General features: G+C 72.7%; 20 protein-coding genes. 8 read left to right on the forward strand and 12 right to left on the reverse strand.

Features of this window, described 5'->3' with window-relative positions; all coding sequences use genetic code 11:
* The first annotated feature begins 59 nt into the window (after nucleotides 1-59).
* Entirely contained in the window at nucleotides 60-653 is a 594-nt protein-coding gene (locus tag FHS38_RS02890; protein ID WP_184730279.1) for a TetR/AcrR family transcriptional regulator, read from the forward strand.
* Nucleotides 654-784: 131 nt separating this feature from the next.
* Complete coding sequence (locus FHS38_RS02895) at nucleotides 785-1516, forward strand: bifunctional DNA primase/polymerase (RefSeq protein WP_184730281.1); 732 nt, start codon at nucleotides 785-787, stop codon at nucleotides 1514-1516.
* Nucleotides 1517-1702: 186 nt separating this feature from the next.
* Here the strand turns inward: FHS38_RS02895 and FHS38_RS02900 are convergent, their stop codons facing one another.
* The 7 genes from FHS38_RS02900 to FHS38_RS02930 form a co-directional block, all read right to left on the reverse strand.
* Complete coding sequence (locus FHS38_RS02900) at nucleotides 1703-2641, reverse strand: SCO2278 family lipoprotein (protein WP_466777642.1); 939 nt, start codon at nucleotides 2639-2641, stop codon at nucleotides 1703-1705.
* Nucleotides 2580-3536: an iron uptake transporter permease EfeU gene (gene efeU / locus FHS38_RS02905; RefSeq protein ID WP_184730283.1), complete on the reverse strand. Its 957-nt coding sequence runs from the start codon at nucleotides 3534-3536 to the stop codon at nucleotides 2580-2582. Before efeU ends, FHS38_RS02900 begins: the two co-directional genes overlap by 62 nt.
* A gap of 49 nt (nucleotides 3537-3585) precedes the next feature.
* Complete coding sequence (efeB, locus tag FHS38_RS02910; protein ID WP_184730285.1) at nucleotides 3586-4875, reverse strand: iron uptake transporter deferrochelatase/peroxidase subunit; 1290 nt, start codon at nucleotides 4873-4875, stop codon at nucleotides 3586-3588.
* A gap of 9 nt (nucleotides 4876-4884) precedes the next feature.
* The gene (efeO, locus tag FHS38_RS02915; RefSeq protein ID WP_184730287.1) at nucleotides 4885-6021 is read right to left on the reverse strand and encodes an iron uptake system protein EfeO; all 1137 of its coding nucleotides are present in this window, start codon (nucleotides 6019-6021) and stop codon (nucleotides 4885-4887) included.
* A 131-nt stretch (nucleotides 6022-6152) separates the two neighbouring features.
* The gene (locus tag FHS38_RS02920; protein ID WP_373301748.1) at nucleotides 6153-6983 is read right to left on the reverse strand and encodes a heme ABC transporter ATP-binding protein; all 831 of its coding nucleotides are present in this window, start codon (nucleotides 6981-6983) and stop codon (nucleotides 6153-6155) included.
* Nucleotides 6984-7021: 38 nt separating this feature from the next.
* Nucleotides 7022-8107, reverse strand: a complete 1086-nt coding sequence (locus tag FHS38_RS02925) for a FecCD family ABC transporter permease (protein ID WP_184730291.1) — start codon at nucleotides 8105-8107, stop codon at nucleotides 7022-7024.
* A 1-nt stretch (nucleotide 8108) separates the two neighbouring features.
* The gene (locus FHS38_RS02930) at nucleotides 8109-9158 is read right to left on the reverse strand and encodes a heme/hemin ABC transporter substrate-binding protein (protein ID WP_184730292.1); all 1050 of its coding nucleotides are present in this window, start codon (nucleotides 9156-9158) and stop codon (nucleotides 8109-8111) included.
* A gap of 141 nt (nucleotides 9159-9299) precedes the next feature.
* Here FHS38_RS02930 and FHS38_RS02935 point away from each other — a divergent pair, with 141 nt between their 5' ends.
* Nucleotides 9300-10745 carry an HtaA domain-containing protein gene (locus FHS38_RS02935; protein ID WP_184730294.1) on the forward strand — a complete coding sequence of 482 codons (1446 nt, stop codon included), beginning with the start codon at nucleotides 9300-9302 and terminating at the stop codon, nucleotides 10743-10745.
* Nucleotides 10746-10805: 60 nt separating this feature from the next.
* Entirely contained in the window at nucleotides 10806-12335 is a 1530-nt protein-coding gene (locus FHS38_RS02940) for an HtaA domain-containing protein (RefSeq protein ID WP_184730296.1), read from the forward strand.
* Nucleotides 12336-12485: 150 nt separating this feature from the next.
* On the opposite strand, the gene FHS38_RS02945 is transcribed toward FHS38_RS02940, so the two are convergent.
* Entirely contained in the window at nucleotides 12486-13148 is a 663-nt protein-coding gene (locus FHS38_RS02945; RefSeq protein WP_184730298.1) for a biliverdin-producing heme oxygenase, read from the reverse strand.
* 148 nt (nucleotides 13149-13296) lie between these two features.
* Nucleotides 13297-14154, reverse strand: coding sequence for a type I methionyl aminopeptidase (gene map, locus FHS38_RS02950; RefSeq protein ID WP_184730300.1), 858 nt, complete (start codon nucleotides 14152-14154; stop codon nucleotides 13297-13299).
* Nucleotides 14155-14222: 68 nt separating this feature from the next.
* Here map and FHS38_RS02955 point away from each other — a divergent pair, with 68 nt between their 5' ends.
* Complete coding sequence (locus FHS38_RS02955; RefSeq protein WP_184730302.1) at nucleotides 14223-14453, forward strand: hypothetical protein; 231 nt, start codon at nucleotides 14223-14225, stop codon at nucleotides 14451-14453.
* Nucleotides 14454-14507: 54 nt separating this feature from the next.
* On the opposite strand, the gene FHS38_RS02960 is transcribed toward FHS38_RS02955, so the two are convergent.
* On the reverse strand, nucleotides 14508-15824 hold the full coding sequence (locus FHS38_RS02960; protein WP_229821925.1) for an MFS transporter: 1317 nt from the start codon (nucleotides 15822-15824) through the stop codon (nucleotides 14508-14510).
* A gap of 123 nt (nucleotides 15825-15947) precedes the next feature.
* On the reverse strand, nucleotides 15948-16562 hold the full coding sequence (locus FHS38_RS02965; RefSeq protein ID WP_184730304.1) for a hypothetical protein: 615 nt from the start codon (nucleotides 16560-16562) through the stop codon (nucleotides 15948-15950).
* Between the two features lie 198 nt (nucleotides 16563-16760).
* Here FHS38_RS02965 and npdG point away from each other — a divergent pair, with 198 nt between their 5' ends.
* Nucleotides 16761-17465 carry an NADPH-dependent F420 reductase gene (gene npdG, locus FHS38_RS02970; protein WP_184730306.1) on the forward strand — a complete coding sequence of 235 codons (705 nt, stop codon included), beginning with the start codon at nucleotides 16761-16763 and terminating at the stop codon, nucleotides 17463-17465.
* A gap of 106 nt (nucleotides 17466-17571) precedes the next feature.
* Nucleotides 17572-17766 (forward strand): hypothetical protein, encoded by a 195-nt coding sequence (locus tag FHS38_RS02975; RefSeq protein ID WP_184730308.1) that lies wholly within the window; start codon nucleotides 17572-17574, stop codon nucleotides 17764-17766.
* Nucleotides 17767-17772: 6 nt separating this feature from the next.
* Here FHS38_RS02975 and FHS38_RS02980 read toward each other — a convergent pair whose 3' ends face one another.
* Entirely contained in the window at nucleotides 17773-18585 is an 813-nt protein-coding gene (locus tag FHS38_RS02980; RefSeq protein ID WP_184730310.1) for a site-2 protease family protein, read from the reverse strand.
* Between the two features lie 140 nt (nucleotides 18586-18725).
* Here FHS38_RS02980 and FHS38_RS02985 point away from each other — a divergent pair, with 140 nt between their 5' ends.
* Nucleotides 18726-22112 carry an AfsR/SARP family transcriptional regulator gene (locus tag FHS38_RS02985; protein WP_184730312.1) on the forward strand — a complete coding sequence of 1129 codons (3387 nt, stop codon included), beginning with the start codon at nucleotides 18726-18728 and terminating at the stop codon, nucleotides 22110-22112.
* Nucleotides 22113-22152 lie beyond the last annotated feature (40 nt).

Below are 22152 nucleotides of genomic sequence, written 5' to 3' on the forward strand. Positions count from 1 at the left end.
TCTTGTCAAGCACCTTGAAGACGATACGGTCCGCCTCGAATCTGGCTAGACTGCCCGGCATGGCCACCACCAAGACCCCCGACGCCACCCGCCGCAGCGAGCGATCCCGGCGCGCGATCTTCGACGCAGCCCTCGAACTCGTGGGCGAGGTGGGGTACGACAAGCTCACGATCGAAGGCATCGCCGCCCGCGCGGGCGTGGGCAAACAGACGATCTACCGCTGGTGGCCGTCGAAGGCCGCCGTGCTGCTCGACGCGTTCACCGCGGAAGCGGGGGACGGCGAGGCCGAGCTGCCCGACACCGGCGACCTCGCCGCCGACCTCAAGCGCGTGCTGCGCGCGACCGTCGACGAATTCAACGACCCCAAGTTCGAGGCCCCCTACCGCGCGCTCGCGACCGCGGGGGCGAACGACCCCGAGCTCTCCCAGCAGTTCGTGATCAAGCTCCAGGACACGGGCGTCCAGGCCTACGTCAACCGGCTGGGCAAGGCCAAGGAAGCGGGCCACATCGCCGAGGACGTCGACGTGCGGATCGCCACCGAGATGCTGCTGGGCCCCTTCACCCAGCGCTGGCTCATGCGCTCGGGCCCGCTCACCTACGAGTTCACCGACACCCTCGTCGACCTCGTGATGCGCGCCGTCACCCCCCGCTGACACCACCGCGGGGCCCCGCCGCACGGCCCGGACGCGTCCGGTCTCACACCCCCCGGATGCGTCCGACGGTCACACCAGGAGCAGGATGGTGGCAGCATTGACCGGAGACCGCGGTCGAAGTGAGGGGATAGATGGAACGCATGAGCAGGTTCTCCCAGTGGCTGCGCCGTCCCAGGGGAGCGGGCGGCGATACGGGCACGGGGGCGGCCCTCGCGGCCGCCCGCGAGGAACTGCTCCTGGCCGCGGCCGCCGCGGGGTACCCCCTGGCCCCCGCCGCGCACCCTTCCGGGTACGGCTGTTCGTGTGAGCGCATCGGCTGTCCCACCCCCGGCCGGCACCCCGTCTCCTTCGCCTGGCAGACCCTCGCCACGACCGACCCCGAGAAGGTCACCAAGTGGCTGCGCGCCCAGCCGGAGGCGAACTTCATCACCGCCACCGGCATCGCGCACGACGTGCTCGACGTACCGGCCGAGGCGGGCCGGCAGGCCTTGGCCCGGCTGGAGGAGGCCGGCGTCGACGTCGGCCCCGTCGCCACCGTCACCCCCGACCGCATGCTGTTCTTCACCGCCACCCGCGGCACCCCGGACGACGAGGACGAGTGGTGGCCCTGCGAGCTGGACAGCCATCCCGAGACGATGGACGAACATCCGGGGCTGCGCTGGCACTGCCGGGGCAGCTATGTGCTGCTGCCGCCGTCGCAGCTGCCCGATGACGGCAAGGTGGCCTGGCTGGCCGGCCCGGAGCGGCCGCTGCCCGATCCGCTGACGCTGCTGGAGGCCCTCACCGACGCCTGCGCGCAGTACGTGGGAGAACGCCCCGACCACGATCACCACGACTCCGCCGCCTGGCCGATCGGCCGCTAGCGCCTCAAGCCTGCTGGGGGCACCTCCCAGCGGTAGCTGGGGGAGCTTGAGGACGCGCCCGCAGGGCGCTCGCCGCCGCAGGCGGCAAAGACGGGCGTGTTGCCGAAGTCCGCCGGCCAGGCGAGCGGCGCTCGCCGCCGCAGGCGGCAAGCCGGGGCCCGCGGCCGGAGGTCCGCCGGACAGCCGCTATTCGCCCTTCGCGGCCGTCAGGGACTCGATGCGGTTGAGGAAGACGACCCGGCGGTCCGCCGACTTCGCCGGCACCTTCACCGCCGACTCCGAGACCCGCACGAAGGTGACCGCGCTCTTGAGGTCGCCGGACAGCAGGGCCTTCGTGCGCCGCTCGGTGAGCGTGGGCCGCAGGCCCTTGGCCATGGTGCGCTTCTCCCGGTGGTGCGCGGTGAAGAACACCAGCGCACCACCGTCGTCGGTGCGCAGGGCGAACGAGGGGAAGCCGGGGGCCCGCTCGGGGGTGTCGATGAACTCGGTCCAGTAGTTCGGGGTCCGGACCCGCTTGCCCCGGTCCTCACGGACCCCCGAGGTCGCCTTGCCCGGGGCGAAGACCGAACCCCGGCCGGTGTGCAGGTAGTCCGTGTACGCCCCGCTCACCGCGGCGGGGGCCGTGCTCAGGCCCGCGGTCGCACCGGACTTGCCGCCCGCCCCGCCCGTGGCCGGTACCGGCTCGGCCCAACCGTCCTTGTCGGTGGTGAACTTCGGTATCTCGTTGTCGCTGAGGATCGACAGATACGCGGCCTTCCACGGATCCTTCGCCCCCGCGCGCGTGAACACCACGAACCAGCGGTTCTTGTCACGGTTGCTCCGGGCGTCCGCCACGAAGAACTTCGGCCACCCGGCCATCTTCGGGATCGTGAAGCGGGCGTCCGCCAGCGCCAGGGCGGGATAGCCCGGGTTGCCGTTCGGCGTCAGCGCCCGCTGGGCCGTGACGTCGGCCTTGCCGATCTCGGCCAGGGCACCGGTCTCGACCCGCTCCACGGCGGCCGGGTCGAGCTCGCGGTACGCCTCGTTGTAGCCGTCGGTGAAGCGTTCCAGGACCTTCGGGGCCTCAGCCCTGCTCACCGACGGGATGATCTCCCGCTCGCCGTGCACCGTCATGCACCCGGTCACCGCCAGCAGCGTCGTCGCCGCCAGAGCTGTGGACAGTCGACGGGGCAACCGGCGTCTCATCTGGCTTCGACTCCTCGGGGGCTGCTTGGGACGGCGCAACCCTACCCGGGGCGAAGAAGAAGACAAGGGTGGGGACCAGGTACAGCGCCCACACCGCGACCTGGACCCACGTCGGATCCGGCTGGAAGTTGAAGATGCCCTTGAGCAGCGTGCCGTACCAGCTGTCGCTCGGGATCTGTGCACTGACGTCGAAGGCCCGGTCGTGCAGCCCCGGCAGGAACTCCGCCTCCTGCAGATCGTGGAAGCCGTAGGCGAGCACGCCCGCCGCCACGACGATCAGCATCGCGCCGGTCCACGTGAAGAACTTCGCCAGATTGATCCGGAGCGCGCCGCGGTAGAACAGCCAGCCCAGCACCACCGAGGTGAGCAGACCCAGCACCGCGCCGACCAGTGGCCGTACGCCGTCGTCCGTGGCGTCCACCGCGGTCCAGATGAACAGCGCGGTCTCCAGGCCCTCGCGGCCCACCGCCAGGAACGCCGTGACGACCAGGGCGGTCGTGCCCATCGCCAGTGCCGCGTCCAGCTTGCCGTGCAGCTCCCGCTTCAGATGCCGCGCGGTGCGCCGCATCCAGAAGACCATCCAGGTCACCAGGCAGACCGCGACGATCGACAGCGAGCCGCCGAGCAGCTCCTGCGCCTCGAAGGTCATCGTCCGGGAGCCGAACTGCAGGAGCGCCCCGAAGGCCATGCTGAGCAGCACGGCGGTGCCGATGCCGAGCCAGATGGGCAACAGCGCGTCCCGGCGCCCGGTCTTCACCAGGTACGCGACGAGGATGCAGACGACCAGGCTGGCCTCCAGCCCCTCGCGCAGGCCGATCAGGTAGTTGCCGAACACGCGGCTTCCCCTTCCGTTTCAGTGGAAAGACCGTCGATCACGCCGCCGGTCACGAGAAGAGTGCCTTGCCCCACCAGTCGCCCTTGTCCCGGACGCCCGGCGGAACGGCGAAGACGGCCGAACCCACGTGCTGGATGTACTCGTTGAGCGCGTCGTTCCGCGAGAGGCGGGTCTGCACCGGCACGAAGCCGTCGCGCACGTCGCGCTGGTAGGCCAGGAAGAACAGGCCCGCGTCCAGCCGGCCCAGCCCGTCCGTACCGTCGGTGAAGGAGTAGCCGCGGCGCAGGATGGTCGCCCCGCCGTTGCTGTCGGGGTGGGCGAGGCGTACGTGCGAGTCCGGCAGCATCGCCTTGAGGTTCGGCTCGTCGCGCTCGCGCTGCTTGCCCTGCGGGGCACCCTCGACCTTGTCGCGGCCGAAGATGTCCTCCTGCTCCTTGAGCGAGGTCCGGTCCCAGGTCTCGATGTGCATCCGGATGCGGCGGGCGACGAGGTAGGACCCGTCGACCATCCACTCGGGTCCGTCCTTCTCGCCGACCCAGACGTGCTTGGCGAGGGCGGCCGTGTCGGTGCCCGCGATGTTCCGGGTGCCGTCCTTGAAGCCCAGCATGTTGCGCGGGGTCTGCGCGTCGGGCGTCGTCGAGGACGTCTTGCCGAAGCCGAGCTGCGACCAGCGGATCGCGACCTTGCCCATGCCGATCCGGGCGAGGTTGCGGATCGCGTGCACCGCGACCTGCGGGTCGTCCGCGCAGGCCTGGACGCAGAGGTCGCCGCCGCTGCGGGCCGCGTCGAGGTTGTCGCCGGGGAACGCGGGCAGGTCGATCAGGGCCTTCGGCCGCCGGGACTTCAGCCCGAAGCGGTCCTTGCCGTCCTTCTCGAAGAGGCCGGGCCCGATGCCGAAGGTCAGCGTCAGCCGGGACGGCTTGAGGCCGAGCGCCTCGCCGGTGTCGTCCGGCGGCGCCTCCGGCTGGGTGCCGGCCGTGCCCTCGCCGACCTCGTGCCCGGCGGTCATGAGCGCGGCGGCCGCGGTCCACTCCTTGAGCAGGGCGATCAGCGCGTCACGGTCACCGGTCGTCACGTCGAACGCCGCGAAGTGCAGCCGGTCCTGGACGGGCGTGGCGATGCCCGCCTGGTGGGTGCCGTGGAAGGGCACCGCGTCGCCGCTCAGGGCGGCCGGCACTGCGTCGCTGCCGGTGCGCAGCGCGGCCGCGGTACCGCCGGCGGCGACGGCGCCGAGCGCGAGCCCGGCACCGCCCCAGCCGATCAGCGAGCGGCGCGAGGGCGCCGTCCCGCTCTTCGCGGTGGTCTCCGCGGCAGTCTCTGTGGTGGTCTCTTCAGACATCCGGACCCCCTACTTGGCGACGACGGCGGCGAGCTTGGACAGCGGCTCCGCGAGCGCGTTGACCGCGTCGGAGAGCTTCTTGCGGTCGTCCTTGCCGACGGTGTCGGTGTCGTACGACTTGAAGCCGTCGCCCTCGCGGTACTCGTCGAGCAGCTTCTTCAGACCGGCGAACTGCTTGTCCAGCTCCTTGGCGAGCGCCGCGTCGTTCTTGGCGGCGACCGGCTTCAGCAGCTCGTAGGACTTCTCGGCGCCCTCCACGTTGGCGTGGAAGTCGACCAGGTCGGTGTGGCTGTAGCGCTCCTCCTCGCCGGTCACCTTGCCGGTGGCCACCTCATCGAGCAGCTCCTTGGCGCCGTTGGCCATGCTGGTCGGGGTGATCTCGGCGGTGCCGACGCGCTTCTGCCAGTCCTTGAGGTCGGCCATCAGCTGGTCGGCCAGCTTCTTGTCGTCCTCAGTGATCTTCTTGTCGTCCCAGAGGGACTTCTCCAGCTTGTGCCAGCCGGTCCACTTCTGGCCCTTCTCCAGGCCGTCCTCGCGGACGTCGACCTTCGGGTCGATGTCGCCGAAGGACTCGGCGACCGGCTCGGTGCGCTCCCAGCCGATGCGGGAGGGGGCGTAGAGCTTCTTCGCCTCGTCGAGGTCGTCCTTCTTGACCGCGTCGACGAACTTCTGGGCGGCGGGGATCGTCTCCTCGGCCTGCGCCAGGACGTACTTGCGGTACTCCGCGACGGCCTTGTCCAGCTCCGGGTCGCGCTTCTTCGGCGCACCGCCGCCGGTGGCGGTGATCTTCTGCCGGATGCCGTCGCCCTTCATGCCGGGCTTGCACGCGATCTCGTACGAGCCGGCCTTGATCTCGGCGGCGATCTCCACCTTGGTGCCGGGGCCTATGTTCTCGCGCTCGGTCACGATGCGGTCGCCCGGGGCGTAGACGTAGACCTCGGTGACCTTGTCGCCCTTGTTCTTGACGGCGAGCTTCACATGGCCGGCCGGGAAGGAGGACTTGGAGACCTCGCACTTGTCGTCGGAGGCCGTGACCTTGATCGCGTCGGAGCCCTCGGCGTCCGACTTCTCGGCACAGCCGGACACGGCGGTCAGGGCCGCCACGGCCGAAACGGCGGCGACGACGGAGGAGCGGAGGACGCGCATGGAAGCTCCAGGCTTGTGGACGGGGGGCGGAAACAGGGCATGGCTGAATTAAGCCGCCTCAACTTATCTGAGGCTTGCCTAAATAGTTCCCATGGGGGTCCGTGATCCTGCTCTCACGAGGCAAAGTCTCGTCAATCCCGGCACGGCACCACCAGGGGCCCGCCGGTTCGCGGATGCGGAATCACTTCTACCGGTTGTTGGTATACACGACCGAGCAGCTCCGGTGCGAAGATACGACCGGGCGGGCCGTCGGCGGCGATGCGGCCCTCGTGCAGCACGGCCACCCGGTCCGCGTACGCACCGGCGAGTCCGAGGTCGTGCAGGACGACGACCACCGCGGCCCCGGCCGCGGCCCGCTCCCGGCAGATCCTCAGCACCAGTTCCTGGTGGCGCAGGTCCAGCGCGGCCGTCGGCTCGTCGAGCAGCAGCACCGGGGTCCGCTGCGCGAGGACCCGGGCCAGTGCCACCCGGGCCCGCTCACCCCCGGAGAGCGCCGAGAACGGCCGGGCGGCGAAACCGGTCACCTCCGCCGCGGCCATCGCCGCCCGTACCGCCTCCTCGTCCTCGTCCTCCGCGGCCGTCCCCGCCCAGGGTGCGCGCCCCATCCGCACGACCTCCTCGACCGCGAAGGGGAACGACAGCGCCGCCGACTGCGGCAGCACGGCCCGGCGCAGCGCCAGTTCACCGGCCGTCCACGCCCGCGCGGGCCGCCCGTCGATCCGCACCTCGCCGGACTCGGGCGTCAGATCGCAGGCGAGCGCGGCCAGCAGCGTCGACTTCCCGGCGCCGTTCGGCCCGACGAGCGCCAGCACCTCGCCCGCCGCGACGTTCACATCGACCCCGTCCAGGACGGTGCGAGCACCCAACCGCACTCTCACGTCCCGGGTTTCGGCCAGCACGGTGCCCGGCGGCACGGGGGCCGGCAGCCGACGGGTGCGGGCGGTGAAGAGGGTGCGGAGCACGGTCGCCGTCCTTGTGGCTGACGGGTGGTGAGGGGGTGTCATGCCCATCCCCCCTGCTTGCGTCGTGTCTTCCTCAACAGCCAGAAGAAGAAGGGGCTGCCGAAGAGGGCCGTCAGTACGCCCAGCGGCAGTTCCGCCGGCTGGGCGGCCGTGCGGGCCGCGAGGTCGGCGGCGACGAGGACGAGCGCGCCGCCCAGGGCGCTGCCCGGTACGAGGAAGCGGTGGGCGGGGCCCGCCGCCATGCGGAGCAGGTGCGGGACCAGCAGGCCGACGAAGGAGATGATGCCGGCCACCGCGACCGCCGCGGCCGTCAGCAGCGCGACGACCAGGACCAGCACGAGGCGCAGCCGTTCGACGTCCACCCCCAGATGGCGGGCGGGGCGCTCGCCGAGCGCGAGCAGATCCAGCTTCCGCGCGTACAGCGGTGCCACGGCCAGTCCGGCCAGCGCGCACGGCAGCACCGCGAGCACCTTCGGCCAGGTCGCCTGCGCGAGCGAGCCGAGCTGCCAGAAGGTGATCTGTGTGAGCTGCGCGTTGTCGGCGAAGAAGATGAACAGGCCGATGAGCGCGCCCGCGAACGCGTTCACGGCGATGCCCGTGAGGATGAGGGTGACCACCTCGGTCCGGCCGCCCGATCGCGACAGCGTGTAGACGATCAGGACCGTGACCAGCCCGGCGGCGAACGCGCAGGCCGTCACCGTCCAGGTGCCGAGGAAGTTCAGCCCCAGCGCGATCGCGCCGACCGCCCCGACCGCCGCCCCCGCCGAGATGCCGATGACGCCGGGCTCGGCGAGCGGATTGCCGAACACGCCCTGCATCAGCGCCCCGGCGCACCCCAGCGACGCCCCCACCAGCAGCGCGAGCACCAGCCGGGGCAGCCGGACGTTCCACAGCACGCTCTCGCCGACCCGGTCCAGCGCGGCTGTGCCGAGCCCGAGCCGGTGTGCCACCGACCCGAGGACGTCGCCGACCGGGATCCCGTACGCGCCGACGCCCGCCGAGAGGAGACAGAGCAGGATCAGGGCCGCGGCCATCGCGCAGACGAGGGCGGTGGCGCGGCCGCGGCGGCGGGTGGGCTGCCCGGCGGGCGCGGCCGGATCGACGGCCCTGGCCAGTACGGCCATGTCACTCGCCTCCGGAGTGGAGCTGCCGGACGAGGGAGCCGAGCACCTCGTCCGTGCGCGGGCCGAAGTTGAGGAGCACACCGTCGTCGACGGAGGCGATCCGGCGGTCCATGCCCGCCGGGGTCTCCCCGACACCGGGGATCTTCACCAGGCCGTCCACACCGCCGACCGAGTCGAGTCCCTTCGTCATCACGAGGATCACATCGGGTGCGGCCTTGACGAGGGCCTCGCTCGTGATGGGGGTGAAGTCCTTCTTCAGCCCCGACTCCTTGCCCGCGTCGACGCCGCCCGCCGCCTCGATGAGCGAGTCGGCGCCGGAGCCCGCGCCACCCAGGAGGTAGACGGCGGCCGAGCCGCGCAGATAGAGGAAGGCGACCCGCGGCTTCCGGCCGTCGCCGTGCGGGATGCCCTTCTCGGCCGCCCGGAGCCGCTGCTCGGTGCGCCGGCGCAGCTCGTCGCCCGCGGCGCGGACGCCGAGCGCGGCGGCCACCTTGTCGATGCGGGTGCCGACGTCGTCGAGCTTCTTCGCCGGGTCGAGGACGACGAGCGGGATGCCGGCGGCGCGGATCTGGCCGATGGCCTCGGCGGGCCCGTTGGTGGTTTCGGCCAGTACGAGCGTGGGTTTGAGCGACAGCACGCTCTCCGCGGAGACGTCGTGCGCCCGGGTGACCACGGGCAGCTTCCGCGCCTGCTCGAACGTGGCGGTGACGTCCCGGCCGACGACGTCGCCGCCGAGGCCGAGGGTGAAGACGATCTCGGAGAGCGAGCCGGTCAGGGGCACGATCCGGTCCGTGGAGCGCACGGTGACCTCGCGTCCGTCGGCGGACCGGACGGTGACGGGCAGCCGGGGCCGGGGCTCCTTCGCGAGGGGTTCGATCCGGTCGGCCGCCGCTCTCCGCCCGCCCCCGGAGTCACCTCCGCCCCCGGAACCACCCGTCGAACCACAGCCGGTGAGCCCTACAACAATGGCCAGAAGTGACAGCAGGGCGGCGAGTACGCCGAGATGGCGTGGGGTACGTACCGGTGTACCCGCGGACTGCCGTTGAAGCACGGTTCCTGCCTTTCGCTCCGGCCGGGGGTTTCCGACCTGATGGGACGTAGCTTAGGTTAGCCTTACCTAAATCGCCACGGCCCCCTCGCGTCGAGGATGCGCTGCGCGATGTCTGCCGTCCTGCCCGGAAGGGGCCCTTCGATGCTGCCCTCCAGACCTGCCCGCGCACCCGTGGCCGTGCTCCTCGCGGTGCTGTCGGCGGTCCTGCTGTCCCCGGCCGCCGCGCGGGCGGCGGAGCGCCACGAGGTCTCCGGCGGGCGCCTGGACTGGGGCATCAAGTCCTCCTTCCAGAGCTATGTCACCGGCCCGGTGGCCCAGGGGAGTTGGGAGCTCCAGGGCGGTGCGGCGACCGTCGGCGACAGCAGATTCCGCTTCCACTCCGCCCAGGGCACCTACGACCCTGACACCGGTGACTTCGAGGCGGGCTTCTCCGGCGCGGTGCACTTCACCGGCCACAAGAAGCCGGACGGTTCCCATGAACTCGACCTCACCATCAGCCGCCCCACGGTCCGCATCAAGGGCGGCAACGGCACCCTCCAGGCCGACATGACCAGCAAGGCGAAGGGGACGGGCCGAGTCACGACGGCCACCGACGTCCCCTTCGCCTCGCTCGACCTCACCGGTGTGAACCTCCGCGGCGGCGGCACCGCCGTCACCCTCGCCGGCATCCCCGCCACGCTCACCGCGCGGGGCGCCGAGGCCTTCGCCGGCTACTACACCGCCGGTACACCGCTGGACCCCGTCGGCCTCTCGGCCGACGTCGTGGCCGCCGCGAAGCCGACCCCGGGCGCCAGTCCTTCCGCGTCCGAGGAGGCGAGGGGAAAGCCGTCCGCCAAGGGCGACTTCACGGGCGCGGCCGTCGACTGGGGCGTCCGCCGTACGTTCCGCGAGTACGTCACCGGCTCCATCGCCCAGGGCTCCTGGAAGCTGAGCGACGGCGCCCAGGACGGCGGCGCGCTGTTCCGCTTCCCGCGCGGCAAGGGCTCCTACGACCGCGGGTCCGGCGACGACGCGAAACCCACGCTCGACGCGGCCTTCGAAGGCACCCTCCGCTTCACCGGCAAGGACCTCGACCTCGCGCTGAGCGGGATCCGGGTCGCGGTGAAGGACGGCAAGGGCACCCTGACGGCGGACGTGACCCGGGGCGGGACCAGCGCGGAGAAGGACGTCGCGCTCGTCACCTTCGACGCCGCGGAGCTCGCGGAGAAGGACGGCCTCGCGTCCGTCACGGAGGCCCCGGCGAAGCTCACGGCGGCCGGTGCGAAGGCGTTCGGCGGCATGTACCAGGAGGGCGCCGCCATGGATCCGCTCTCGCTCGCCGTCCCCCTCGACGCCAAGGCGAAGCTCCCGGCCCTGCCCGACCTCGGTAGCGCACCGAAGCCTTCCGCGGCCGCCGCCGCGAAGGGCCGGACCGAGCCCGTGGCCGAGGCCGGCTCGTCGTCCTCCTTCCCCGTCCTCCCGGTCACCGCGGCGGGCGTCGGAGCCCTGCTCGTGGCCGGCGCGGCCCTCGCCGTGGTGCGCAAGCGCCGCACCACGGCCGCCACCTCGTCCCCGTCCCCGGCCGAGCCGCCGGCACCCCGGGCCTGACCTGCCCGGTCCACGCGGCGCGACCGTCCTTCACCCCCGTACACAAGGAGAGAACCCACGATGACCGTCACCTCACGTCGCTCCCGTGGCGGCAAGCGCAGCGCGCTCGCCCTCGCGGTCACCGCCGCCACCGCGACGGTCCTCGGGGCCACCGCCCTGACGGTGCCCGCCCACGCCGCCCCGGCGGCGGACGCACCGAAGCTGGACCTCAAGGACGGCACGCTGGAATGGGGCGTGAAGGAGTCCTTCCGCGGTTACGTCACCGGCCCCATCGGCGGCGGCAGAATCGAGGTCGCCGACGGCGCGAAGCAGGCCGCCGACAACGGTGCCTTCACCTTCACCGACGGCAAGGGCACGTACGACACCTCCACCCACGCCGTCGCCACCACCTTCAAGGGCAGCGTCCGCTTCCTCGCGCACGCCAAGGGCGACGCGTGGGAGCTCGACCTCAAGCTTGCCGACCTGAAGCTGTCGACGCAGGGCAGGACCGGCAGCATCACCGCCGACGTCACGGCCGCGGGCAAGACCGAGAACGACGTCGCCATCGCCTCGCTCGACCTGTCCGCCGTCCGGCCGGGCGGCGGCGCGGACGGCGCCATGACGTATCCGAACATCCCCGCGAAGCTGACGGCGGGCGGTGCGAAGGCCTTCGCCTACCACAAGGACGGCAAGGTCATCGAGTTCTACAAGGAGGGCCAGGCCCTCGACCCGGCGACCCTCTCGGTGAAGGCGGCCGGTGGCGGCGGGCCGCAGCCGTCCCCCAAGCCGACGCAGAAGCCGACCCAGAAGCCGACCCAGAAGCCGACCGTCAAGCCCGAGCCGAGCGCCACGCCCACCGTCAAGCCGACGCAGAAGCCCGGCGGCTCCGGCAACGTCCTCGACGGCAACCTCGACTGGGGCGTGAAGAAGTCCTTCCGCGACTACGTCACCGGCCCGATCGCGGGCGGGAAAGCCGAACTCTCCGCCGGTGCCGTGAAGTCCGGCGACACCTACCGCTTCCCCAAGGGGCGCGGCACGTACGACGCGAAGGCGTCCTCCCTCGACGCGAACTTCACCGGCGCGGTCCGCTTCACCGGCCACGAAGGCCAGTTGGACCTCAAGTTCAGCGACCTCAAGGTCAAGGCGAAGGGCACCACCGGCACGCTGCTCGCGGACGTCTCCGCCAAGGCGCGCGCCACGGGCGAGGTCACCAGGACCGACGACATGCCGGTGGCCAAGCTCAAGCTCCCCGCGGGCGGCCTCAAGGCCAAGAACGGTGTCGTCTCCCTCTCCGCCGTCCCGGCGACGCTGACCGCCCAGGGCGCGAAGGCCTTCGACAACATGTACAAGGAGGGCCAGGCCCTCGACCCGCTGACCGCCGCCGTCTCCGTCGACAAGAACGCCAAGCTCCCGGGCGGCACGGGCAAGAGCACCGTCGCCGGTACGACCGGTGGCTCCGGCGGCGTCACGGGCGGCACCGGCACCGCCGCCCTCGCGGCCACCGGCGCCGACACCCCCACCGGCCCGCTGCTCGGCGGGGCCGGAGCACTGCTGCTGGCGGGCGGCGGAGCGGTCTACGCGGCGCGGCGCCGGCAGACGACGCGGGTCTGACGTCCAGCGGTCCTCAAGCGCCGGACAGGCTGCTGTGCTGTGTCCTCAAGCGCCGGACGGGCTGCTGTGCTGTGTCCTCAAGCGCCGGACGGGCTGCTGTGCTGTGTCCTCAAGCGCCGGACGGGCTGGGTGCAGCCCGTCCGGCCAGGCCTACGCGCTCAGCGGGAACTCCCGCCCCAGCTCCTGGAAGACCGCCGTGTTCAGCGCGAAGGCACGCTTGCACTCGTCCACCACGCGCTGCTTCTCCAGGTCGTCGACCGGCAGCGCGTCCAGCAGCTCGCGGTACTCGCGCTTGAAGGCGGCGGGGTTGCCGATGCCCTCGAAGACGTAGAAGCGGACGCCGTCGCCCTTGCGGGCGAAGCCCCAGGTCTTCTCGGCGGTGCCGCGGATGATCTGGCCGCCGGACAGATCGCCCAGGTAGCGCGTGTAGTGGTGGGCGACGTACCCGGCGGGCCAGGTGCGGGCGCACTCCTCGACCCGGGCCGCGTAGGCCGCCGTCGCGGGCAGCGGCGCGAGCCCCGCGTGCCAGTCGGGTCCGCCGAGGTGGGCCAGGTCCCGCTCCAACTGGGCGGTGCGGGCCAGCTCGGGCCGTATGAACGGGCCGGCGACGGGGTCGGCGGCCAGCAGGGCCGACGCGGACTCCAGGGCGCGGTAGACGAACCAGAGCTGTTCGGTGTAGCGGCGGTAGGCGGCGACACCGAGCCTGCCGCCGAGCATGTCGCTCATGAACGACGAGTTCTCGGCCTCCGTGTGCTGCTCGTGCGAGGCGGTACGGATCAGGGTGGAGAACGGCGTCGTGACGGGCGAGTCCAAGGCGGACCTCCGGTGACCGAGGGGGCGGGAGGGGACGGTGCCGGGGGCGCGCGAGCGCGTCGACACCGCCGATTCTCTCTAGTTAGGCTTACCTAAGTCAATGTCTTCCCGACGTGCTGTCGGTAAAACCCTACCGCCCCCGGCCGCACTACGGCAGGGTGAGGATCTCCGCTCCCGTGTCCGTCACCACGAGCGTGTGTTCGAACTGGGCCGTGCGCTTGCGGTCCTTCGTGACGACCGTCCAGCCGTCCGCCCACATGTCGTACTCGTACGTCCCGAGGGTGAGCATCGGCTCGATCGTGAACGTCATGCCCGGCTGGATCAGGGTGTCGTGGTGGGGGCTGTCGTAGTGCGGGACGATCAGGCCGGAGTGGAAGGACGAGTTGATGCCGTGGCCGGTGAAGTCGCGCACGACGCCGTAGCCGAAGCGCTTGGCGTAGGACTCGATGACCCGGCCGATGATGTTGATGCGACGGCCGGGCTTGACCGCCTTGACGGCCCGGTTCAGCGCCTCGCGCGTGCGCTCCACGAGCAGCCGCGACTCCTCGTCCACGTCGCCGCAGAGGTAGGTGGCGTTGTTGTCGCCGTGCACGCCGCCGATGAACGCCGTCACGTCGAGGTTCACGATGTCGCCGTCGCGCAGCACCGTGGAGTCCGGGATGCCGTGACAGATGACCTCGTTCACGGACGAGCACAGCGACTTGGGGAAGCCGCGGTAGCCGAGCGTCGAGGGGTAGGCGCCGTGGTCGCACATGTACTCGTGCGCGACCCGGTCCAGCTCGTCCGTCGTGACGCCGGGGGCGATGTGCTTGGCCGCCTCCTCCATCGCCCGCGCGGCGATGCCGCCGGCGATCCGCATCAGCTCGATGGTTTCGGCGTCCTGGATCTCGGGGCCGGTGTAAGGGGTGGGCGCGTCCTTACCGACGTACTCGGGCCGCGGGATCGAGGCGGGGACGGGGCGGGCGGGGGAGAGGGTCCCCGGGGTGAGAAGCGACTGGCCAGACATGTCAGCGAGTGTAGCCAGCGGCTTTCGGGGACCATGTGGTCGAGCACCCAAGCTGGAGGAGAGACCTGATGGCACTGTTCAAGCGGCGCACGGCCGGCAAGCCCGGTGAGTGGTACTACTGCCTCAAGCACGGCACGGTGGAGGAGGGCCCCGAGTGCCGCGCCGCGGACCGCTTCGGCCCGTACGAGACGCGCGAGGAGGCGGCGCACGCGATGGAGACGCAGCGCGAGCGCAACGAGGAGTGGCGCGAGGACCCGCGCTGGAACGACGGGGACACGGACGGGGAAAAGAAGGCCTGATCCTCGGCCCGTCCGGCGTTTGAGGACCGGGGCCCGGGGCGGAGCCCCGGATCCTCAAGCCGCTGCCGCCACCTTCGCGCGAGCGTCGCGCATGCGAACGGCGTGCTCGTCCGTCCGCTCGTCGTACGCCATCAGCTTCGGCAGCGTGAGGGCCAGCAGCCCCACCGAGGCGACGCAGGCCAGACCGCCCGCCCACACCGAGGTGCGGACATTGGTCAGGGTGGCCATGCCGCCCGAGCGGACCTGGCCGAGCTGGGGGCCGACCGAGTACGAGAGCAGTTCGATGCCGGCGAGGCGGCCGCGCAGCTCGTCCGGGATCGTCTGGTCCCAGATCGCCGAGCGGAAGAGACCGCTCACCATGTCGCAGCCACCGGCCACGGCCAGGAACACCAGCACCAGCCAGATGTTGTGCATCCAGCCCGCCAGGGCCATCGCCAGACCCCAGCCCGCCGCCGCCAGCACCACCATCCGGCCGTGCCGGTGGATGCTCGAGACCCAGCCGCTGGTCAGGCTCACCACGAGCGAACCGACCGCCCCGGCCGCGTACATCAGGCCCAGCGCCCAGGGGGCGTCCAGGTCGTCGGCCAGGAACGGGAAGATCGCGGTGGGCATGGCGAAGAACATCGCCGCCATGTCGACGGCGTACGTACCGAGCAGTTCCTTGCGCCGCCACGCGTAGCGGGCGCCCTCCAGGACGCCGCGCAGCGACGGCTTGTCGGCGTCGTGGGAGGCGGGCGAGGCGGCGAGGCCGACGGTGAGGGCGAGCGAGACCGCATAGGTCACGATGTCCAGGACGTACGCCCACGGCAGCCCGGCGAAGGCGATGATCACGCCGGCCAGGGACGGGCCCGCGATGGCGCCGACCTGCCAGCGCATCGAGTTCAGGGCGATGGCGGCGGGCAGCTGCTCGTGCGCGACGATCCGCGGCACGATCGCCTGGAGAGCCGGGCGCTGGAGCCCGGTCAGCGCGCTGACCAGCGCGGCCACCACGTACAGGGGCCAGACGAGCGGGTGCGGCAGCAGGGTGTTGAGCAGCAGGATCCCGGACAGGACGCCGAGCCCGGCCTCGGTCCACAGGATCAGCTTCCGCCGGTCCATGGCGTCGGCGAGCGCGCCGCCGTAGAGACCGAAGACGATCAGCGGTACGAGTTCCACGGCGCCGACCGCGCCGACCGCGAGTGCCGAGCCCGTCAGCTCCTTGAGCTGGAGCGGTACCGCGATGAAGGTCAGGAAGCTGCCGAAGACCGTCACCAGTCCCGCCAGCCACATGCGGCGGAAGTCGGGGGAGGCGTGCCAGGGGGTCAGGTCGGGCAGCAGGGCGCGGAATCTGCCGGAGGGGGGCGCGGAGTCCTCGGAGGCCTCAGGAGGCACGGAGGGTTCGGAGGGGGGATGGTGCTCGGTCACGGGAGACCATGGTCCGCTACGGGACGAAGGGGAGCAAACGAATTTTCGGGTCGCCGTCACCGGCGGGGCGGCGTCACCAGCGGGTTGCCGTCACCAGCGGGGCGGCGGCGGTGCGGTCAGCTGCTCCGCGAGCCGGGCGAGCCGGTCGAGGAAGCGGTGGCGACCGCGCGGCGCGGGCGGGGCGTTCTCCCCGGCGGCGGCGCTGACCAGGTGCTGGACGGTGTCGAGGTCGAGCTCCGCCGCGGCCGGCACGGGCAGCGCGTCGTGCGCGAGCGCCCGCAGATCGCCGCCCTCGTCGCCGCCCGCGCCGTCCAGGGCGAGCACGGTCGCCCCGCCGCGCCGCGCGTCGTGCACCCGCTCCAGCAGCCCCTCGCCGGGGTCCTCGGCCGTCACCACCAGCAGCGTCTCCCCGCGCCGCGCGGCCTCCAGCCGGGCCAGCCCGACCGCCAGATGCGCGGGGACGCCGCCCGGCACCCGGTGCCGGACGAGCGTGGGGGACAGCTCCGGCAGCCCGGACCAGGCGGCCTCGTCGTCCAGGTGGGCGGCCAGGTGCCACGGCTCGTACTGCGGGCTCCCGACGAGCAGCAGCCCGCCGCCGTGCCGGGTGACCGAGGTCCGTAACGTCCCCGCGAAGTGGCGCGTGGTGCGGAGCCACTCGGTCCCGGCGAGCGCTTCGCGCAGCAGCGCGACCCGTACGGCGTCCATGCGCCCGCATCCTGCCGCAACCGTCGCGCGGGCAACGCGGGTTACGCGGGGCCTCACCCGTACGGGCGTCCGGGCCGGTGCGCGCGGGGCGGGCCGGCAGCCGTCCGTACCGGGTACCGGGAACACCGGGACCACTTGCAACCGCTTCGGCGGCAGGCCTCGCCGGAAGGGAAAAGGCAGCGTGACAGTATCGCTGTCATGACTACTCCTGATGACGTGAAGAAGGCCCCCGCCAAGGACCCTTGGGACCTCCCCGACGTTTCCGGCCTCGTCGTCGGCGTGCTCGGCGGCACCGGTGACCAGGGCCGCGGCCTCGCCTACCGGCTGGCCAAGGCCGGCCAGAAGGTGATCATCGGTTCCCGTGCCGCCGAGCGGGCGCGGACCGCCGCCGAGGAGCTCGGCCTGGGCGTCGAGGGCGCCGACAACGCCGAGTGCGCGCGGCGCAGCGACGTCGTGATCGTCGCCGTGCCGTGGGACGGCCATGCCAAGACGCTGGAGTCGCTGCGCGCGGACCTCGTCGGGAAGCTCGTCATCGACTGCGTCAACCCGCTCGGCTTCGACAAGCAGGGCGCCTACGCCATCAAGCCGGAGGAGGGCAGCGCCGCCCAGCAGGCCGCCGCCCTGCTGCCCGAGTCGCGCGTCACCGCCGCCTTCCACCACCTGTCCGCCGTGCTGCTCTCCGACCCGGAGATCGCGGAGATCGACACCGATGTGATGGTGCTCGGCGAGAAGCGGGCCGACACGGACATCGTCCAGGCCCTGGCCGGCCGCATCCCCGGCATGCGCGGCGTCTTCGCCGGGCGGCTGCGCAATGCCCACCAGGTGGAGGCCCTGGTCGCCAACCTGATCTCCGTGAACCGCCGCTACAAGGCGCACGCGGGCCTGCGGGTCACGGACGTCTAGGGCGCCCTGGGCCGCTCGGGGGCGTGGGGGACACCTGGGAGATAATGGGCGGGATCCACGCACAGGGATCCACGCACACGCGTCCGCCGGACCAGGAGCCGCCCCCATGCCCCGCCTCGCCCTCTACGCCATCGCCGTCTGCGCCCTCGCGCTCGCGGCGGCCGTCGTCTCCTTCGCGCGGGGCAGCTGGCTCGGCGTCATCTGGATCCTGCTGCTCGGCGTCTCGTCGAACATCGCCTGGTACTACGTGCGCAAGGAGAAGAACGACCGGGCCGCCGAGCAGGCCGGCCGCGTGGAGTGAGCGGTCTCACAGACCGATGTCGACCGAGGTGAGCGGCGGGATGTCCGGCGTTCCCTGCCAGAAGCGGAACAGCTCCTGGCCCCAGTAGGTGTCCCACTCGGTCACGCCCAGGCCGCGCAGAATCGCGTCGATCATGTCGAAGAAGGCGTGGTTGACCCCGGGGATCCACAGGAAACCGAAGACCGCGATCAGCCCGAACGGCGCGAAGGGCTCCACCTGCCGCCGCAGCTTGTGCGACAGCCACGGCTCGATCACCCCGTAGCCGTCCAGGCCGGGCACCGGCAGGAAGTTCAAGATCGCCGCCGTCAGCTGGAGCAGTGCCAGGAACCCCAGCGCGTAGCGGAAGTTGTCCGGCACCCCGTCCATGGCGTCCAGCCAGAACGGCGCGCTGACCACGGCCGCGAACAGCACGTTCGTCAGCGGGCCCGCCGCCGAGACCAGGCTGTGCTTCCAGCGCCCCCGGATGCGGTGCCGCTCGATGAACACGGCCCCGCCCGGCAGGCCGATCCCGCCCATGATCACGAAGATCACCGGCAGCACGATGCTGAGCAGCGCGTGCGTGTACTTCAAGGGGTTCAGGGTCAGATAGCCCTTGGCGCCGATCGAGATGTCCCCGCCGTGCAGGGCCGTGCGCGCGTGCGCGTACTCGTGGAGACAGAGCGAGACGATCCAGCCCGAGACGACGAACAGGAAGACGGCGAAGCCGGGGCTCGCCGAGAAGTCCGTCCACACCGCCCATATGGAGACCGCCATGATGGCGACGAGGGCGAGGAAGACGGGGCTCACGCGCGCCTCGCCGCGGGTCGCTGTGGATGCCATACCTGATGCTCCTGTGATTCGCGGTGGACCGCCGGGACGCCGGTGGGACACGGCCCGGGGCGTACGAACGTACCGGGCGACGTTACTTGCTCGCTCCGGCGTGTCGTACCGCCCCGTGTGCGCCGGGTGAGAATGGGTCCGTGCGCTATGGCATTCTCGGCACCACCCAGGCCCATTCCGCCGACGGCCGGTCCATCGCCCTCGGCGGTGCCCGGCTGCGCGGCCTCCTCGCCGCGCTGGCCCTGCACCCCGGCCGGCCCCGCCCCGCCGAAGCGCTGATCGACGAGGTCTGGGGCGACGCGCCGCCGGCCGACGCCCCGGGCGCGCTGCAGGCGCTCGTCGGGCGGCTGCGGCGGGCGATCGGCCACGCGGCGGTGGACTCCGTGGCCGGCGGCTACCGTCTGCGGGCCGAGCCCGACGACGTCGACCTGCACCGCTTCCGCCGGCTCGCCGAGGAAGGGGCCCGCGCGCTGGACGACGGCGACCCGGCCAAGGCCGCGGTCCTTCTCGACGACGCCCTCGCGCTGTGGCGCGGCCCGGCCCTCGCCGACCTCCCGGACTCAGGCGCCCTGGCCGTCCGCCACGAGGCCCGCCGCCTCGACGCCCGCCGCCACCGCGCCGCGGCGGCGGTCGCCCTCGGCGACGCGGCGGCGGTCCTGCCGGAGCTGGCCGAACTCTGCGACGCCCATCCCCTGGACGAGCCCCTCCAGGCCCTCCGCCTCCGGGCCCTGCGCGCCGCGGGCCGCCCGGCGGAGGCCCTCGCCGCGTACGAGGGGATCCGCACCGGCATAGCCGACCGGCTCGGCACGGACCCCGGTCCCGAACTGCGCGCCCTGCACACGGAACTGCTGACGCCGGAGCCGTTGCCCGAGGCGGCGGACGGGGGGCGGGCGACGCCCGGCGGGGCGGGTGCCACCGAGGCCACCGCACCCTCCGGCGCCGGGACGCCCGTACCGGCGCCGCCCGCGCCCGTGCTCCCGCCGCCCGGCAATCTGCGCGCCCGGCTCACCTCGTTCGTCGGCCGGGAGGACGATCTCGCGCTGATCCAGGGGGATCTGGCGCGGTATCGGCTCGTCACCCTGCTGGGGCCCGGCGGGGCCGGGAAGACGCGGTTGTCGCAGGAGGCCGCCGAGGCGGCCGCGCGGGCGGACGGGGCCTGGCCCGACGGTGTGTGGTTCGCGGAGCTCGCGCCCGTCGACGACGGCGCCACCGTGCCCGAGGCGGTGCTGACCGCGCTGGGGGCCCGGGAGACCGTCGTGCGGGGCACCACCGCCGAGGGGCTGCGGGCCGCGACCGACGCGACCGCGCTCGACCCGCTGGCACGGCTCGCCGAGCACTGCGCCCGCCGCCGCATGCTGCTCGTCGTCGACAACTGCGAGCACGTCGTCGACGCCGCCGCCCGGCTCGCCGAGACGCTCCTCGCGCACTGCCCCGGCGTCACCGTCCTCGCCACGAGCCGCGAACCGCTCGCCGTGCCCGGCGAGTTGGTCCGGCCCGTGGAGCCCCTGCCCGACCCCGTCGCCCTGCGGCTGCTCGCCGACCGGGGCGCCGCCGCCCGCCCCGGTTTCCGGGTCGAGGACGACCCCGCGGCGTGCGCCGAGATCTGCCGCCGCCTCGACGGCCTGCCGCTCGCCATCGAACTCGCCGCCGCCCGGCTGCGGCTGCTCACCCCCCGCGGCCTCGCCGACCGCCTCGACGACCGCTTCCGGCTGCTCACCTCCGGCAGCCGCACGGTCCTGCCGCGCCAGCAGACGCTGCGGGCGGTCGTCGACTGGTCCTGGGACCTCCTCACCGGCCCCGAGCGCGCCGTGCTGCGCCGGCTGGCGGTCTTCGCGGGCGGCTGCGACCTGTCCGCCGCCGAGGAGGTGTGCGCGGCCGACGGCCCCGGCGCCGTCCACGCGCGGGACGTCGCCGCGCTGCTCGGCTCCCTCGTCGACAAGTCGCTGGTGGTCGCGGCGCCCGCCGCCGACGGCCAGATGCGCTACCGCCTGCTGGAGACCGTGGGCGAGTACGCCGCCGAGCGGCTGGACGAGGCGGGGGAGCGGGCCGCGGCGGAGCGACGGCACCTGGTCGCCTACCGCGAACTGGCCCGTATCGCCGACCCGTTGCTGCGCGGCCCCGAGCAGCGGCGCTGGCTGGAACGGCTGGAGCTGGAACACGACAACATGCGGACCGCGCTGCGGCACGCCGTCGCCGCGCGGGACGAGCACGAGGCGCTGTGCCTGGTGCTGTCCCTGGGCTGGTTCTGGCAGCTGCGCGACCACCGCACCGACGCCCGGGCCTGGGCGGAGGCGGCAGCGGCACTCGGCCCCGACCCGTTCGCGGCGCCCGTCGCCCCGGCCCCGCCGCTGCTCGTCCCGTGCACGGCGGCGCCGCCGCCGATGCCGCCGGACCTGCTGGAGGAGGCCCGGCGCGGGGTGCGGCTGGTGGCGCTCGCCAATATGGAGAGCGACATGCGGGTCTTCGCCGACCCCGGGATGCAGGCCAGACTGCGCGGCATGGTCGAGGCCTACGGGGAGGGGCAGCCGCAGAACTGCCGTGTCCCGGGCATGGCGTGGTTCTACGCGGCCCTGCTGACCGGTTTCGCCGACAACCTCTACGCGATGATCGACAGCGGGGTGGAACGCTGCCGTCGGCTCGGCTACGACTGGGAGCTGGCCAACGCGCTCCAACTGCGCGCCAAGCTCTTCAACGACAGCGCGAACCGGTCCGACCAGGGGGCCCTGGACGCCGACGAGAGCCTGGAGATCTTCCGTCGGCTCGGTGACTCCTGGGGCGTGGCCGAGGCCCTGTCCGGGCGCGGCGAGGCACGCGAACGGCGCGGTGAGTACGCGCTGGCGGCGGAGGACTACCGGGAGGCCATCGACCGGGTCCGGGACCTCGGATCGACCGCGATGGTGCCGATGCTGCGCGGCCGCCTCGTCGAGGTCCGCACGGAGGCGGGGCTGATCGACGCGGAGGAGGCCCAGCGCACGCTCCGCGAGATCATCAACGAGGCGCAGCGGGGCAGCCCCGACGCCGCTCTCTTCGCCCGTCTCCAACTCGGCGTGCGACTCGCCCAGCACGGCGAGACCGCGGAGGCGCGCGAGATCCTCGAAGCGCTCGACACGGAGTTCGGGGGCCGCGCCATCGAGATCCTCCGGAGCACGATCGGCGGGCTGATCGCCTGGGTCGACACCCTGGAGGGCCGCCCCCACGAGGCGCTGCCGAGGCTGCGGACGGCGCTGGCGCACGGGGCCGATTCCCTGTCCCAGCTGATCGCGCCGCACCTGGTGACGGTGCAGTTGCTGTACGCCGCCAACGCCCACGTCGCACTGGGCGACGAGGAGCACGCGCTGACGGCGGCCCGGCTGCTGGGCGCCAGTGCCGCGCTGCGCACCCCGGGCGTCCATTTCGTCTCCGTCGAGCGGGAGGTGCGGGCGGCGACGGAGGCCGCGACGCGCGCCGCTCTGAGCGAATCCGCGTACGAGGGGGCGCACGCCGAAGGCGGCGGCCTCACGCTGGAGGAGGCCACCGCCCTCGTATGACGCGCCACCTGGGGCGGGCCCGGGCCCTGCGGCCCGGCCG

The organism is Streptomyces netropsis, from assembly GCF_014203545.1.
Classification (GTDB): domain Bacteria; phylum Actinomycetota; class Actinomycetes; order Streptomycetales; family Streptomycetaceae; genus Streptomyces; species Streptomyces netropsis.